Genomic DNA, 15,109 nt, shown 5'->3' with positions numbered 1-15,109 from the left:
TGTCAAAAAAAGTCCCTCTCCTAGGAAAGAGACGATGTTATATAACTATTCTTTGATTAATTCTAAAACACTTTCTGTATTCACTACAGTTGCAAATTCATCACTTAAACTCACCAATGCCAATTGATGAATTTCCTCTGCTTTATATAATTCGCCATCAAAACTAATTCGATCAAAAGTCGCGGTGGCATCCGAAACAATGAATGGATCAAATCCTAGATTTTTTGCCATTCTGGTCGTTGTTGATACACAATGATCAGTCGTTAATCCAACAATAACAAGTGTTTTAATCTCAGATTCTCTTAAAAACGACTCAAGGTTCGTCCCAATAAAGGCACTATTTACATTTTTTATAAAAACTGGTTCTCCAGGAAGTGGTGCAACAATCTCTTTAAATTCCCTTCCAGGATGGTTGGCAATGGAAGGATTGCTGATGTGCTTAATGTGAATAACTGGCCGATTTGACTTTCTCCACATACCTAGCAGTTTTCCCATCTTCTCCTCTGCGTCAGGATTATTTCTTCTTCCTTGCGCAGGATCATCAAAATATTTTTGAACATCGATAATGAGTAACGCCGTATTAGCTGTTATTTTCATATTACACCTTTCCTTTATTCATTTTGAAACCCCATTAGTTTTTTCACATGGGAAGCAATTTCTTTGCTAGTCACTGCTTCGAGGAGAGTAAAAGCTACATCAAATGAAGTGGATGGGTTAAAGGATGTGATGATGTTATGATCCATAACAATCGGTTGATCAGGTATAACATTCGCCCCCATTTCAGCTAATTGTGCCTGCCGCTTTCCACTCCCCAAATTATAGGTAGTGGCATTCCTCCCTTGTAAAACACCACTCTTAGCAATCACTAATGCACCAACACAAATGGCGGCGATATTCTTCCCTTTTCTATCAAACTCTCGAATAAACTCGAGAACGTCAGCACGATAGGCATCTTCATAAAATCCAGCTTTCTCAAACCCTCCTGGTAATGCTAAAGCATCAAATTCATCTGCCGTTACTTCTTCGAGTAATTTTTCCGGTTTAACTGTCAAATTCCAGGTGCAGGTTAATTGTTCTCGTGTTCCAACCGTAATCAGCTCCGTTGACCCATCTCCTTCATCCTTGTTCCAGCTAAACACATCAGTAAAAACGCTCGCTTCCACTGCCTCAAAACCATTTGGTAAAAGTAAACATATTTTTTTCATTTCCATCATCTCCTTTAACTGGATTGTATGTTATAATTATCCATTAGTAAAATTGAAATAACTAAATATATTCTTCAGAAAAACTGATAGCAAAAGGATGGAGGTATCAGAAATGGAAATCCGTCAATTACAAACCTTTAAAACGGTCGCTGACTTGAATAGCTTTACCAAAGCTGCCCAGTCCCTACAATACTCACAAGCTTCAATCACTTCTCATATACAACAGTTGGAAGATACCATTGGTCTTCCCTTATTTGACCGGTTAGGAAAGCAAATCCACTTAACGATGGCAGGCCAGGAACTCTATCAATATACTGTCGAATTACTCGGAGTCTATTCAAAAATCCAACATATTTCCTCCAATGATTCGACGCTGAGAGGTGAAATCCGTATCGGTGCAGCCGAATCCATCACTGTTTACAAACTGGGAACCGTTCTTTCGGAATATAAAAAGAAGTATCCTGAGGTTACTTTTTCACTCATTAACGATGATTGTCTACCACTTCGCGAAAGACTCCATTCAGGAGAAATTGATATTGCGATAACTTTGGAACCGAAGGTAAACGATCCAAATTTAATCACCGAAGTGTGGTCAGAAGAACCATTAGTCTTTATTGGGGAGAGAAACCATTCGATTCAGACAGTTGAGGAAGTCAACGGGGAATGTATCATTTTTAGTCCAAAAACTTGTGCCTTAAGGCAATTTTTTGAAGCATATCTGATTCGAAATGGAATTAGTACCTATAATCACTTAGAATTTACAAGTATGGAAGCCATTAAACAGTGTGTAATAAGCGGTCTAGGAATTAGCTTAATACCCCATCTTAGTGTGGAAACACTTCTACAAGAGAAAAAAATGAAAATTATTCAATCAGGTACGGAAAAGCCGACGTTCTATGCGCAAATCTCCTATCATAAAAACAAATGGTTGTCGAAAGCACATAAGAGGTTTATCGAAATGCTGTTACCTGATAAAGTTGATATCAAATAACTACTTAGTATAAAATAATCAAAAAATGGTGAGGTTAGCGCATGAAGAAAAAGCAGTATCAATTACCGTGTAATATCGCCAAGACCCTTGACATCATAGGTGACCGTTGGACATTGTTAATCGTCAGGGATATCATGCAAGGAATTACGAAATTTAATGAGTTAAAGACTTCGTTAGTTGGAATTGCACCCAATATACTATCCGATCGCTTACAAATATTAGAAGCAGAAGGAATCATCGTTTCGAAACGTTATAGTGACCATCCTCCCCGCTACGAATATGAACTTACCAAGGCTGGCTGGAAACTGAAAGATGTACTTTTTGCTTTGGCCATTTGGGGAAATAATCATTTCGAGGAAAAATACAATCTTGTAATCGACCCAGACTGTGGGCATGAAGTACAAATCGCTTACTTTTGCCCTCAATGTGAGAGTTATACAAAAAAACCAAAACTAAAATCAAACTAGCAACAAAGAAAGACTTAACTCTGTTTAGAGTGAAGTCTTTCTGTTTGTTTACATAATATTATTATGTTACATTTTTGCCTGAACAGCCTGTAATTTTCGTTCCATTGTATTGTCCTTATCACGACGGTCATCAATTCGGATATTGGTACACACTCTTTGTAATCCCTTCTGAAACGGAACTTCATGAACTTCTTGGACAATCTCCAATAATAATTTTAAATCCCCTTCGATTAATGTACTCATTGGAGTTAACTGATACTTCACCATACCATCATATTTCTGAAGAACTTTATGTATTTCTGCTACATAATCGCTAACACTTGGTGTACCTGTCCCCACCGGAATAACCGTAATATCAATAATCGCCATACTAATCCCTCCTGCTTTCTTCCTGCTATATTAGAATATCATGAAAATAAAAGGGATCAAAACACTTTGACGTGAATGGGTTTCAAGCCATCCTTCTTATTTTTTCATACAAATACTGGACTCCATATAATAAATAAGCTTTGTAGTGTAAATAGATAAAAAATTGAAAATGATTTAACCGATTTAGCCCAACGATTTTAAATTTTTCAAGTATATCAATGAACAAAAAAGCAAAGAGTCCATCCGCAATCACATTAAGGAGAGTAAACAGTTTAAAATTTCCATAAGAGAATTTAAGTATCCACATCGAAAGTGGCATATAAGGACCTACACTAAAAGGAAGCTCGTCCTTAAAAAATGATTTTCGTTTATCGTAAAACTTCCACCATTTCCGCTTATGACCGTACATATGATTAAGGATCTCAAAAGCAACGATAAAAACACCAGCTAATGAATATCGCTTTATATTTCGTCTACCTAAGAATAACAACGATAACCATGGAATTAAAATGACCAATAGATTAAATACTTTATGCCTTCTTGTTGCCATAAGAGAGAACACCTCCACGACTTCTTCATCTATTTAACTTATCCAAAAATGCTAAAAAAATCCTCCCAAACCAAGTTTTATTAATCTGTAATCTAAATTTTAGACAAATGTAACCATATTTATAAAAGGGTGAAAACAAGTTATGGGATAATCACTACTTCAAGGTTTAATAAGATTACCTAGGTGGTGAAAGTTTGAACAGGAAAAAAGTAAGATGGGGAAGAATTTTTGGAGCTTTGCTATTCATGAGTATTTTTACCGTAGGCTTATATACATCTATTCAGTACATCGAAGGATCGATAAAAACGCTCAAGCAGCCACTTAAAAAAGCAGAAGGAAAACGTACATTTCAAGGAAATGAAAAACAGTTAGATAGCCCGGTAAATGTTCTTTTATTGGGTAGTGATTCCCGCGGTGAAGAACAAGCACGAACGGATACAATCATGGTTGCGCATTACAACCCAAAAACTCATAAAATAAAAATGATTTCTCTGATGCGGGATATGCTGGTAGCTGTCCCTGGGCATGGCCAACAAAAACTAAATGCCGCCTATACATATGGAGGACCTGAATTACTGAGAGAAACAATTAAAAATCATTTCGGCCTGGATCTTCATTATTATGCGATTATAGATTTTGAAGGCTTTGAAAAAGCGGTCGATCTCCTCGTCCCCAATGGGCTTGAAATTGATGTAGCCCAAGAAATGTCTCACGGGATTGGCATGACGATAGAACAAGGAAAACAACAGCTCCATGGGAAAGAATTATTAGGCTATGTCCGATTTCGCCATGATCGATTGAGTGATTTTGGTAGGGTTCAACGACAGCAAGAAGTGATGACAAAATTAAAAGACGAAGCATTAGGACTGCAAAGTGTGGTCAAACTTCCTGAACTTCTAGATCTTTTACATACATATATAGATACTAATATCGATAGTCCAACTCTATTGTCGATCGGAACCGACCTATTAACAAAGGAAAGTGAAATCGAAACACTCCGAATACCTGAAGATGGCAGCTTTCAAAATATAAATGATGAAGAGCACGGAGCCGTTTTAGATGTTGACTTTCAAACGAATGAAGAGCTTCTTCATACCTTTTTAGAAAAATAACCAATAATGGTGTTATAACGAAATAGGTTCACTTCCCAAAAAAATTTTTTGGAAAGTGAACCTATTTTTCTGTTATCCCCTGCATTTCCTAGATTAATTTTGCTTATCCTTTGAAATAAAGTAGAACGATCAAAAAAATGATGAGTCCGATTAAGAAAATAGGACCGACACCTGTACTGTAGACGATGTAAATTTTCACATGGAGAATCACATTCACAATCAGAATGATAAGTAAGACAAAGAGTAAGAAAACGACAACCTGTACATTTTTATTTCGGTTCAACGAATCAGCCCTTTATAAAAGCTTGTAGGGGAATACTAGTTGCTTCTTTCTATTATTCTTTTATATAAATATTTTATTTTCAATCGAAATATTCCACCCTACTAAGATTCGTTAGCTATCCCTCTTTGGGAATCTATGCAAATTCACTAAAATATTGTGTTTATTATTATAACTAACCAACCACGAGCTTTTTTGGAGCTCGTAGTTGATTCCATTCTGTACTACATGACAATTCCGTGTTTGATAACCTTAACTTTGACCGCCGTATTAAATTTTATCTTTTGAAAATAATCTCTCTTTTCTTGCATTTTCCATGTTTCGGGGTGAAACGCAATCAGTCTTCTTCCAATTCCTAAAGCATCACAATTCGCCTGCTGTAATTTTTTTAGCACCTTATTCGAATCTTCTGTGAGCTCCTTTGATAAAACCTTGTTTAGTTTTTCGATTTCCTTTGGAACATCCCCCTTTGGGAATTCGTCTACATTGATGTTTAAGTCTAAATTTAGCTGAACATAAACTTCACCATCTTTTACTTGAACTATTAATGTTCTCTCTGAATTCTGAACATTAAATGATATATACCGATTTAATATGTTCTCGTTATCATGATTGACTTTTTTTGTAAAACGTGCATATTTTCCTTTTTTTTCATTCATTAAGAGAAGGAGCGTTGATTCTTGTGGTGTTAAACTTCCTGCGTATTTTTTTTCATTCATCAGAGCTAATCCGATTACGACTGCGCTTTTATGATCATTAAGTGTCAGATATGGAAGGACAATATCTTCTCCCGGATCTAGCATTTCTGAAGCAAGTGTCTGGATGGTTTGGGTGGGAATGATTGAGTTTTCTTCTGCACTGGTTAGCGCATCTTGTATATATTCGCTCACATTAGTTTCGTGTTTTGGTTTAATCTTAAGAATATTTACTGCTTCACCTTCTACAACCCCTAGCGTTGCCCCAAGTGAATTTCTCGGATCTCTCCAAATGACATCTAATGATTGATATATACCGGCACTTGCCATCCGTTCACCGAACAGCACCAACTTATTTTTAGAAGAATCTAACATTCCAGATATTTCTCTATCGATTTTCAGTCGGCTATCCCTCGGTGTATGACCACTAGCAGAAAATGTTTCACTTTTTACCGCCACTTGCGGTCCTCCGGAGGACTCCATGATAATTGGGATAGAAACCCCTAATAAAATTTCATTTTTTGGAGTCAAATCAAAACTTAGAGCCTGTACCAATACCGCATTTTTCATCAGGTGCTGGTCCCAGCATCCCCCAAGTATAAAACATAGAAGAACCAAAATAATTTGTTTGACGTTCATGCCTTATACACCACTTCTTTTCTCTTCAAAACCAACGAAAGAATGAAAAGAATTACAAGTATTATTACAATAAAAATATAGTGGGTTGGCCCAAGTAAGTGGTTGAAATTTTCAAAATCTCTTCCTTGGTCTGGGAGAAGCGCCAAAACTAAATAGAAACCTGCTACCAATGGTAAAAAGCCTGCATAGTGTTTTTTCCTAAAAAGGCTCGCCAATCCCATTGATGATAATAATAGCCAGTTCCCAATTGAAGTGGCTACAATCATGAGCCAGAGTGATAAGAAAAACAAATCCGTTCTTTCAAGAACCTGAAACGAATAGGCTTTAATCATATACAATATTGGCTCTGGAGTCAGTGCGATATCCGCACTGGTTTCAAAATAGACAACGCTCGCAAAAACCAAAAAGGTATAGAAGAGTGTTACAAAAATATTTGAGGTTGTAATGGCTTTCAACTTCCCTTTTTCAGATGATTGTACAAAAGGATGGATAAAGAGATAGACTTCAAAACCTAACATCGAGAAGGATGCTTCTTTAGAACCTTTCAATATAGTTTGAAAGCCATTTTCCCCTATTGGAAAAATATATAGGAAGTTAGCATCCTTCATCGTATACGAAATCAACACTATTAATAAAATTAGAATCGGAGAAACCAAAACATAAAATCTTGCTATGCTCGTTAAGCCTTCATAGACGATGTAAATGCAAATGATCAGGATTAAAACCATGGTAATCCAATTAGGGGTACGCGGTAATATCCATTTGTCTAAGATGTCACTATATCTTGCTAAAACTAAACTACCAGTTACCATAAAATACAGTGCATAGCTGAAGATGATGACCTTTCCAAGAACTTTTCCTAGTAATTCCGATAGTATTTGGTACAGAGTTAATGTAGGGAATCTTCGGCAAAGGCCCCATAAGATAAAAATAATCACTTGTGAGAAGACTCCTGCTATTAGAGTGGATATCCAGCTATCCTGCTTGGCTATTAAAGCCACATCATGTGGTAAAGATAAAATCCCTACCCCTATTTGCGCCTGGATAATAAAAAAAACAAGCTGTTTATTCGAGACATTATTCGTTTTGGGTTTCAATTCCGCTTCCACCCCCTTGCCAAAGATTGCTTTTTCATGAGTAATGGTTTTGAATCGAGCGGGCGGGTATTAAATTTCGATACTGGTAATCGAATGAATGTATCCTTTATATCTTTTAATCGAAAGGGTGCCCAAGGTTCAAAGTAAGGTGTTCCAAATGATTCTAATCTGCATAAATGAGCTAAAATAAGCATTGTTCCAAAGATAATCCCAACAAATCCAAATGTTGAAGCAAGAAGCATAAGGGGAAAACGTAAAAATCGAACCGCATCACTCATTTCTGTTGTAGGGATACTGTAGGCAGCAATGGCTGTAATCGCCACAACGACAATCATGGTATTCGAAATGAGACCTGCACTGACAACCGCATCACCAATCACAAGCCCTCCAACAATACCAATGGTTTGGCCAATTCTTGATGGAAGACGAACCCCTGCTTCACGAATCAATTCAATGGTTAATTCCATAATAAGTGCTTCCACTAACGGGGGAAATGGAATATTTCGAATTGAACTTACAACGGGAAGAACTAAATCATCTGGCAAAACTTCAAAATGAAATCCAATGATTGCAATATAAAGAGCAGGTAAGTTCACAGCTATGGCAATGCTCATAAGTCGCAAGAAACGGATAAACGTTCCGATCATCCAGCGTGAATTATAATCATCTGGTGAATGGAAGAAAGCAAAGAAAGTGACAGGTATAATTAAACATGATGGATTCCCCTCGATAAAAACTGCCACTCTCCCCTCGTTCAGATGACCTACCACACGGTCAACTCGCTCTGTTGTTAATATCTGTGGAAAAGGTGACCAGGTGGAATCCTCTATCAATTCCTGCAGAATCCCCATGCTGGGGATATGGTCCATGGAAATATGATGAATCCGCCGTTTAAATTCCGTTAATAATTCTTGATTTGCAAGGTCATTTAAATAAACCATGGTTATTTGGGATTCAATATAGTCACCTACTGAAAAATGCTCCATCGTCAGGTCCGTCGTTTTTATTGTTTTCCGAATTAAATGGAGATTGGTCATAAGGTTTTCGATAAAACCCTCATGAGATCCCTGAATCACTTGTTCATTACTGGGTTCCGTGACTGTACGGTCTTTAGAAATAGCTACATCCAACATGTAGAATTCTGGAAGACCATCAAAAATCAAGATACATGATCCATTTAATAGTGCTTTTTCAGCTTTGATTAAATTATCTGATTTTTGAAAAGTAGATTGAAGGACATTTTCGAAACTGACTCCATCCGCTTCCATAACCGGTTTTAAAATATTATTTTGAATCTTATCTTTATCTGCCATCGTATCTAAGAAAATAACCGTTCCCCGTCTATTTCTTATATATATTTCCTTTATTATTAAATCATCTGAACTAGAAAAAGTTTGTTTAAAATAAGAAATATTTTCATCTAAAGAATGCAATACTTCTTTAAATAATTTAGCATCCTGATGTAAAGGGTCCTGTTTTAGATTCCTATTCATCAACCTTTTGAATATAAAGGAAATGAGTTTCATTATTTTTACTCCAATAGACAAGTTTTTCTATACTTTCTCCATAATTCGGTATTTGTATGTACCATGCTACTTCCAGATGAAAGTGAAAAAACTCCTAACGATTACCGTCAGGAGTTACTCTTTTATTTCGAAATTAACTCAAAAAATTATTAATCTTTCATAATGATTTCGTCCTTTGTAATCAATAACATTCTTCAGTCATGATCGAACACTTTATCATCGATTCCACAAACATTTGACAACGATAAACATCTTTGTTTTGTGGAGTTAGCTCCACTTTCAATGTTGCAGCTAACCTCGTATGAACATATAGCATGTCTCGAAACTGATCAACGGCTCCACAATACTGGGGATAGAAACTATCACCCGTTCCAAATACAGCTGTAATCAGCTCTTTTTTTTCAAGTATTTCAATGGCTTGATACAACTTATACATTTCCTTTGGGATTTCACCATTTCCCCATGTGTAAGTGCCAATCACAATCGCATCGTATTGACTTAATTTTGAAAACTGAAACTCTTCTATTCTATCCATCGATACTTCCACGGATTTTGTTTGAAAGATTCGAAAGAGTTCTTCCGCCACTGCCTCTGTGTTTCCAGTTATTGAGGTATAAATAATTGCAACGTTCATTTTACAATTCATCAAATCCATTAGAATGAGAGACTTTCGTATAGGTTCTTGATTTTTGTTCAAAGAAATCAGACTTTGTTTCATTCATCATTTCATCGCTAAAAACTTGAATCCAAGGCATCGGGTTGGATCTTTCTTCATAAAGATTTTTCAGCCCAAGTTGCCTTAATCGTTTATTGGCCAAATACTCGACATAGTCACTAAACTCGACTAAATCGATCCCCTTAATATCAGATAAAATATAGTCTGCCCATTCTTTTTCCAATTCGACAGCCTCCCCGATCGTTTTGTAAATATACGCGATATTCTCATCGCTATTCAAAGTGGGGTTTTCTGTTAAAAGAATCCGAATAAATTGGGCAATAAAGTAGGCATGCTGCATCTCATCTCGTTGAATATAACTGATCATCGTACTCGTTTTCAGCATTTTTTGCTGGTGGGCCAGATGATAGAAAAATGCAAAACCTGCGTAAAAATAGATTCCTTCCAGATTAATCGAGTTCACTGCCAATTGAAATAATGATTGTGCAGTTGGAGCTTCTCTGAAATTCTCGTAAGCTTCTAATATAAGATTATTCCGTTTCCTAACAATCTGATCCGTTTTTGCCTGATCAAATCGATGATTTTGTTCATCAATAGGAACTAGTGAGCTAAGGATATATGAATACGATTCATTATGAACGGCTTCTTGCTGTGAAATAACCGCAAAGATGGCTTTAAAGCTAGAGTCTGTCACATAATCCATCACTTGAAACATCGTCGGTGTCTGAAGACTATCTAGAGATGCAAGCTGGGTATTTATTCGCAGGAATACATCCTTTTCGGTAATACTAAGCTGTTCCCATTGTTTAATATCATCCTGCATATTAATTTCTTGTGCTTTCCAAAAGTTTGCTAATAATGTTTGATACAAATCATACATCTTTGGATAGGCGATATCATTCCAGTTCAAAATGCCTGAAGACTTTCCATTAATAATTCCAGTAGATTTATTTGGGAGTTCCGGGTTTAACAGTTTAATTTTTGATAATGGTGCATGGTTCACCTGAGTCCACCTCATCTATTTTTTTTAGCTATGGCATGATTCGCATTCTTCTATTTCCGTTTGGGAAGTACTTCGGATATAGTAGGTTGTTTTTAAACCTTGTCTCCACGCTTCCATATGGAGTTGTAGCAAGTCTTTTGCTTTAATATCATGACGAACATAGAGGTTAAAACTGATTGATTGATCTATGTGACGCTGGCGTGCTGCATTTTGTCGGATACTCCAAGTTTGATCCAACACGTTGCGGGTACGACGATAATAATTGTACGTATTATGATTCAAATCCGGGGCGGTGACCTTAAATTTAAAATTTTTCTTCTCTTCTGCATATTCAACTGCATACAAAGGATCAATTCCATCCGTAGAACCACCAATTTTGGCCGTTGAAGAGTTGGGTGCAATCGCCATCATCCAGCCATTTCGCACTCCATATAGAGAGATCTCTTTTTTCAATTGATTCCAGCGCGAAGTATGATAATTTCTTTGCTCAAAATATTTGCCTGTCTGCCATTCTGACCCTTTAAACTGACTATAACACCCTTTTTCCTTTGCCAATTCCATCGAGGAACGAATCGTATAATAAGCAATCTCTTCATACAGTTGATCAGCATATTCTACAGCCGACTCAGATTCCCAGTGAATCCCCTCTAACGCAAGTAAATGATGCCAGCCAAAGGTTCCTAAACCAACGGCCCGATATTTTTTATTTGTCACTTCCGCTTGTCCAACCATGATAGTATTCAAATCAATGACGTTATCCAACATCCTCATCTGGATTGGAATCAACTTGGCTAAAACCTGATCTTTGACGGCTTTTGGCAGATTAATAGAAGAAAGATTACAAACAACAAAATCACCTGGCTTCCGAACGATGACCAAATTTCCTTCTTCATCTGTATATTCTTTAACAATCGTAGTTGCCGACATGTTTTGCGTAATCTCAGTACACAAATTGCTGCAAAAAATCGATGTTCGGCCGCTTCCATTGATATGTTTGTTTGGATTTTGCCGATTAACTTCATCTCGATAGAATATATATGGCGTACCCGTTTCTAATTGAGAAATCATGATTCTCGCCATAATATCCATCGCCCGATACGTTTTTCGAGGCAGAAGCGGATGGCTGACGGCTGCTTGATACTTTTCTGTAAAGTGTTTTTCATCCGCTTCATCATAAAAATCTTCTAAACCCAGGAGTGTACCGTTTGCATCCTTCCAGCCCATGATTTGTTTGACTTGATGGGGACAAAAGGTATGCCATTCTCCGATGCTTCTTCCGGTTTCGTCAACTTCTTGTAATTTTTCCATAAACAAATCAGGGATTGAAACTCCAGTAAAAATATCATGTGCCTTTCGTCTTTCATCACCGTTGTTCGTTTTTAGGTCTAGAAATCCATTCATAATGTCCTTATGAAAAACATCTAGATAAACAGCAATAGCACCCTGTCGTTGCCCAAGCTGATCCACACTTACCGCTGTACCGTTAATTAGCCTGATCCAAGGAACAACACCAGAGGAGTTTCCTTTAAATTTCTTGATATCGGAACCTAAGGCACGGACTTTTCCTAGATAAATCCCAACTCCCCCGCCATCTTTACTCAATCTAGCCGTGTCCCAGTTGTTTAAGTAAATACCATCTAAAGAATCGTCAACCGTATCGATAAAACAAGAAGAGAGCTGACCAAAGCTTTTTCCGGCATTCGCTAATGTCGGGGTCGCAACCGTCATATAGAGGTTACTCAATGCCCAGTAGGCTTCTTTTACAAAATTTAAACGTTTCTCCTTTGGCTCGTTCATCATTAAAGACATTGCGATGATCATAAACCGCTCCTGTGGAAGCTCGTAGACTTTTCCCTCGTAATCCTTCGCTAGATAGCGATCCGCTAATAAAAATATTCCTATGTAATGAAATAACTCATCCCTTTCAGGATTTATTTCTCTAGCTAATATGTCAATTTCTTCTTTTGTATAAGTTAGTAAAAGCTGATCCGAATAAATTCCTAGACTTGTTAAATAGGTAATCAGCGAGTAAAAATCCCCGTACTTGCTGTCATGGTAGAAGCCCCTATTATCTGCTGCTTGTTGATATAGTTTATGCAAATATACATTTGCGGCAAGGAAAGTCCAATTTGGGTCATCCATGGAAATTTGATTTAATGCATACACCAGCGATGATTCGTATTGTTCTGATTCGTCTAGTCCAGATACTTGTTCAACCATTCCCACTGTATTCAATTGATACTTTTCAGAAGCACTTTTGATAATTTCAAGAACCGAATTCTTTTGTGAGGTTCTACTAGATACTTTTTCTACCATTCTTATTCCTCATTTCTTTCTATGATCTTCTGGAACACAAAAAACCCATCAACGAAAGATGGGTTTAGTAAACGTGGATTAATCTAGTAAAACAGTATCATTCACTGCATCATTAAGAGTACCCTCGTTTACCTTCCCAACTCCCGAAGAAGATAACACGTATAAAAATGGCAGGTCTCCTGACTCATGCTTTCCCCTACTCTAAGCCCTTCCCATCCAAAGACAGTGGATCTGCTTATTTCGTCAGCATTTACAGTTGCGGGTACAGTTCTGGATTCACACCAGATTCCCTATTAAGTCTTTTCAGACACCATTATTATTGGTTATTATCTATATTTAGTGTGCATTTTTTTAACCACCACTAAATATTGTATGCTCCAACTATAATATACAATATTTACTTTGACAAGCATCTTTTTTCGAGGGGACAACTTACTAACAATTTTCCATCAGGATTTCATCAATATACCCGATAGCGGCTGTAAGTCGATTACAGTAATCCCCGTTCAAGATTTTATAGACAATATTATGTTGATTCAATAATCTTTTTAAATCATGACTGTTCTGGTCCCGGACCGTCTCCTCACCGTGAACTCTTAATCCATCGTTCACCCATTTTACATCTGGTTCAAGGTAGAGCCAAAGATCGTAATCTTGTAACTTAGCTATTTCATCCAATACTGTTTGATGAGCATCATTGTATAGCTTCGAGTAAAATTGTGTCACAATAGCCTCCGTATCAATAAAAACGACTTTTTGGGCCTTTTCAATCGCCTTCCATTCTTCCATTTTGTGACCATAAGCGATTTTGTGATAGTCCTCCTTGACAATAATTCCATCACAGCCGCCTAATTCTTCGCAAACTGTTCTGCCGTATTCTGCAACATAGGTTGTATTGTATATTTTTGCAAGATTTTTAGTAAGGGTTGATTTTCCACAGCTTTCGGTTCCCACTACGACAATCTTCTTTATAAAATAGGGCCTAACCACATCAGGAATGTACTCCCAATTGCTATACACTCCCTCATGGCGGATTTTTGTAGCAGAGATGTTCACATGAGAGCGATTCGGATCAATTACAACATGCTTTGATTCAGGATAAAGTTGCTCAAAAATCTCCCCATATTCTGGTTCAGAACTAAATACGTAGTCTATCTGTTTTCCAATTTCTTTTTTGATTAATTGAGCACCTTCAAACCAATCGTAATCCTCCTTTCCTTGCTCATCTTCCACCGATATCACTTTTACATTAGGCATATCCTTTGTTAGTTGCGATAACCAGCGCAGTCGAATTTGAGCTGGAATAAACCTCATTTTGGTATGATTACACAATTCCTTGTCACGTTTATCACTATGGGATAAAACAACATACAGTTCATCCACAATCGATGAAGCATGAACAATCGCATATACATGGCCAAGATGCAGCGGCAGAAACTTTCCGCCAATAAAACCTACCGTCATTGTCTCCACCTCCTACATTTGTTCTTGATACAATTTTCGCCAGTTGATATAACCGTAGATGCTGTTAACTAAGAACGCTGTCCACATCACTAACATCGAGAAATCATTCCCACCTTGGGCAAGAAGAGCACTCAACCAAAGGCAAATTGAAAGGACGTTGACGGAAATCCATAAAATCCATTGTTCGGTAAATCGTTTTAACATTAATATTTGAGCTGCGATGGAAAGAACATTAGTCGCCGAATCTGTCCAAACATTGTTGCCGCCTAAGTATTTCAAGAAGAACCCATAACCAATCGTCAAAACAAGGACAGAAGCCACGGAATAAACCCAGCCTGTTTTTGAAAGGCGATTAACTTTGACATCTTCACCCTTCACTCCTTTGTCTGTTTTATTCTTATTCCACAGGTAAATCCCGATAAATTGAACAGGAAAGTAAAACAGTGCATTTAACATCGTTTCACCGTAAAGACCGTAACCATAGGCAATGTATGCATAGGTTAACGTTTGGACGATCCCAAAATAATAGTTAGCGATTTTTCCCTTTGCAACTAGAACGACGCAGAGCATTCCACTAATCGATGAAATTAAACCAATGAGTGAGTCTTCCCATGCAAAGAAAAGATAAATATTCACCAGTGTAAAGGTAAGAAGCCAACCCATTTCAAATCGAGTCCAATTTTTAAATATCCCCATGATGATCTCTCCCTTTCCCCTTA

General features: G+C 37.2%; 16 protein-coding genes and 1 riboswitch. Of the genes, 3 read left to right on the top strand and 13 right to left on the bottom strand.

The window, feature by feature from the left end; genetic code table 11:
* Nucleotides 1-45 precede the first annotated feature (45 nt).
* Together ACWM35_RS17990 and ACWM35_RS17985 are read right to left on the bottom strand one after the other, a co-directional pair.
* Nucleotides 46-591 carry a cysteine hydrolase family protein gene (locus ACWM35_RS17990; RefSeq protein ID WP_454820369.1) on the bottom strand — a complete coding sequence of 182 codons (546 nt, stop codon included), beginning with the start codon at nt 589-591 and terminating at the stop codon, nt 46-48.
* Nucleotides 592-611: 20 nt separating this feature from the next.
* Nucleotides 612-1,205, bottom strand: coding sequence for a DJ-1/PfpI family protein (locus ACWM35_RS17985; RefSeq protein ID WP_454820228.1), 594 nt, complete (start codon nt 1,203-1,205; stop codon nt 612-614).
* A gap of 112 nt (nt 1,206-1,317) precedes the next feature.
* Between ACWM35_RS17985 and ACWM35_RS17980 the strand changes: the two genes are divergently transcribed.
* Both ACWM35_RS17980 and ACWM35_RS17975 read left to right on the top strand, forming a co-directional pair.
* The gene (locus tag ACWM35_RS17980) at nt 1,318-2,196 is read left to right on the top strand and encodes a LysR family transcriptional regulator (RefSeq protein WP_454820227.1); all 879 of its coding nucleotides are present in this window, start codon (nt 1,318-1,320) and stop codon (nt 2,194-2,196) included.
* A gap of 41 nt (nt 2,197-2,237) precedes the next feature.
* Nucleotides 2,238-2,663, top strand: a complete 426-nt coding sequence (locus ACWM35_RS17975; protein WP_454820226.1) for a winged helix-turn-helix transcriptional regulator — start codon at nt 2,238-2,240, stop codon at nt 2,661-2,663.
* A gap of 66 nt (nt 2,664-2,729) precedes the next feature.
* Here the strand turns inward: ACWM35_RS17975 and ACWM35_RS17970 are convergent, their stop codons facing one another.
* Together ACWM35_RS17970 and ACWM35_RS17965 are read right to left on the bottom strand one after the other, a co-directional pair.
* Complete coding sequence (locus ACWM35_RS17970; protein ID WP_454820225.1) at nt 2,730-3,032, bottom strand: MTH1187 family thiamine-binding protein; 303 nt, start codon at nt 3,030-3,032, stop codon at nt 2,730-2,732.
* An 82-nt stretch (nt 3,033-3,114) separates the two neighbouring features.
* Nucleotides 3,115-3,582, bottom strand: coding sequence for a hypothetical protein (locus tag ACWM35_RS17965; protein ID WP_454820224.1), 468 nt, complete (start codon nt 3,580-3,582; stop codon nt 3,115-3,117).
* 194 nt (nt 3,583-3,776) lie between these two features.
* On the opposite strand from ACWM35_RS17965, the gene ACWM35_RS17960 reads away from it, so the two are divergent.
* On the top strand, nt 3,777-4,694 hold the full coding sequence (locus tag ACWM35_RS17960; RefSeq protein WP_454820223.1) for an LCP family protein: 918 nt from the start codon (nt 3,777-3,779) through the stop codon (nt 4,692-4,694).
* A gap of 103 nt (nt 4,695-4,797) precedes the next feature.
* Here ACWM35_RS17960 and ACWM35_RS17955 read toward each other — a convergent pair whose 3' ends face one another.
* From ACWM35_RS17955 to pnuC, 9 genes are all read right to left on the bottom strand, one after another.
* The gene (locus ACWM35_RS17955) at nt 4,798-4,977 is read right to left on the bottom strand and encodes a hypothetical protein (protein ID WP_454820222.1); all 180 of its coding nucleotides are present in this window, start codon (nt 4,975-4,977) and stop codon (nt 4,798-4,800) included.
* A gap of 221 nt (nt 4,978-5,198) precedes the next feature.
* Entirely contained in the window at nt 5,199-6,308 is a 1,110-nt protein-coding gene (locus tag ACWM35_RS17950; protein ID WP_454820221.1) for a Ger(x)C family spore germination protein, read from the bottom strand.
* The gene (locus ACWM35_RS17945) at nt 6,305-7,405 is read right to left on the bottom strand and encodes a GerAB/ArcD/ProY family transporter (protein ID WP_454820220.1); all 1,101 of its coding nucleotides are present in this window, start codon (nt 7,403-7,405) and stop codon (nt 6,305-6,307) included. Before ACWM35_RS17945 ends, ACWM35_RS17950 begins: the two co-directional genes overlap by 4 nt.
* The gene (locus tag ACWM35_RS17940) at nt 7,402-8,931 is read right to left on the bottom strand and encodes a spore germination protein (protein ID WP_454820219.1); all 1,530 of its coding nucleotides are present in this window, start codon (nt 8,929-8,931) and stop codon (nt 7,402-7,404) included. The genes ACWM35_RS17945 and ACWM35_RS17940 overlap by 4 nt, the downstream gene beginning before the upstream one ends.
* Before the next feature lie 181 nt (nt 8,932-9,112).
* Nucleotides 9,113-9,565 (bottom strand): flavodoxin domain-containing protein, encoded by a 453-nt coding sequence (locus tag ACWM35_RS17935; protein WP_454820218.1) that lies wholly within the window; start codon nt 9,563-9,565, stop codon nt 9,113-9,115.
* A 1-nt stretch (nt 9,566) separates the two neighbouring features.
* The gene (locus tag ACWM35_RS17930) at nt 9,567-10,625 is read right to left on the bottom strand and encodes a ribonucleotide-diphosphate reductase subunit beta (protein ID WP_454820217.1); all 1,059 of its coding nucleotides are present in this window, start codon (nt 10,623-10,625) and stop codon (nt 9,567-9,569) included.
* Between the two features lie 9 nt (nt 10,626-10,634).
* Nucleotides 10,635-12,926 carry a ribonucleoside-diphosphate reductase subunit alpha gene (locus ACWM35_RS17925; protein ID WP_454820216.1) on the bottom strand — a complete coding sequence of 764 codons (2,292 nt, stop codon included), beginning with the start codon at nt 12,924-12,926 and terminating at the stop codon, nt 10,635-10,637.
* Between the two features lie 152 nt (nt 12,927-13,078).
* A riboswitch (cobalamin riboswitch) is annotated at nt 13,079-13,256 on the bottom strand.
* A 105-nt stretch (nt 13,257-13,361) separates the two neighbouring features.
* Entirely contained in the window at nt 13,362-14,390 is a 1,029-nt protein-coding gene (gene nadR / locus ACWM35_RS17920) for a multifunctional transcriptional regulator/nicotinamide-nucleotide adenylyltransferase/ribosylnicotinamide kinase NadR (RefSeq protein WP_454820215.1), read from the bottom strand.
* A 12-nt stretch (nt 14,391-14,402) separates the two neighbouring features.
* Entirely contained in the window at nt 14,403-15,086 is a 684-nt protein-coding gene (pnuC, locus tag ACWM35_RS17915; RefSeq protein ID WP_454820214.1) for a nicotinamide riboside transporter PnuC, read from the bottom strand.
* Nucleotides 15,087-15,109: the final 23 nt, after the last annotated feature.

The organism is Neobacillus sp. K501 (assembly GCF_053749995.1).
The sequence above is the reverse complement of the archived record's forward strand: the minus strand, read 5'-3'. Positions and strand labels throughout refer to the sequence as shown.

Bases quoted from the DNA above. Each gene is read 5' to 3' on its own strand.
- ACWM35_RS17985 (WP_454820228.1), bottom strand. From the start codon at position 1,205: ATGAAAAAAATATGTTTACTTTTACCAAATGGTTTTGAGGCAGTGGAA.
- ACWM35_RS17980 (WP_454820227.1), top strand. From the start codon at position 1,318: ATGGAAATCCGTCAATTACAAACCTTTAAAACGGTCGCTGACTTGAAT.
- ACWM35_RS17975 (WP_454820226.1), top strand. From the start codon at position 2,238: ATGAAGAAAAAGCAGTATCAATTACCGTGTAATATCGCCAAGACCCTT.
- ACWM35_RS17970 (WP_454820225.1), bottom strand. From the start codon at position 3,032: ATGGCGATTATTGATATTACGGTTATTCCGGTGGGGACAGGTACACCA.
- ACWM35_RS17965 (WP_454820224.1), bottom strand. From the start codon at position 3,582: ATGGCAACAAGAAGGCATAAAGTATTTAATCTATTGGTCATTTTAATT.
- ACWM35_RS17950 (WP_454820221.1), bottom strand. From the start codon at position 6,308: ATGAACGTCAAACAAATTATTTTGGTTCTTCTATGTTTTATACTTGGG.
- ACWM35_RS17940 (WP_454820219.1), bottom strand. From the start codon at position 8,931: ATGAAACTCATTTCCTTTATATTCAAAAGGTTGATGAATAGGAATCTA.
- ACWM35_RS17935 (WP_454820218.1), bottom strand. From the start codon at position 9,565: ATGAACGTTGCAATTATTTATACCTCAATAACTGGAAACACAGAGGCA.
- ACWM35_RS17930 (WP_454820217.1), bottom strand. From the start codon at position 10,625: ATGAGGTGGACTCAGGTGAACCATGCACCATTATCAAAAATTAAACTG.
- ACWM35_RS17925 (WP_454820216.1), bottom strand. From the start codon at position 12,926: ATGGTAGAAAAAGTATCTAGTAGAACCTCACAAAAGAATTCGGTTCTT.
- nadR (WP_454820215.1), bottom strand. From the start codon at position 14,390: ATGACGGTAGGTTTTATTGGCGGAAAGTTTCTGCCGCTGCATCTTGGC.
- pnuC (WP_454820214.1), bottom strand. From the start codon at position 15,086: ATGGGGATATTTAAAAATTGGACTCGATTTGAAATGGGTTGGCTTCTT.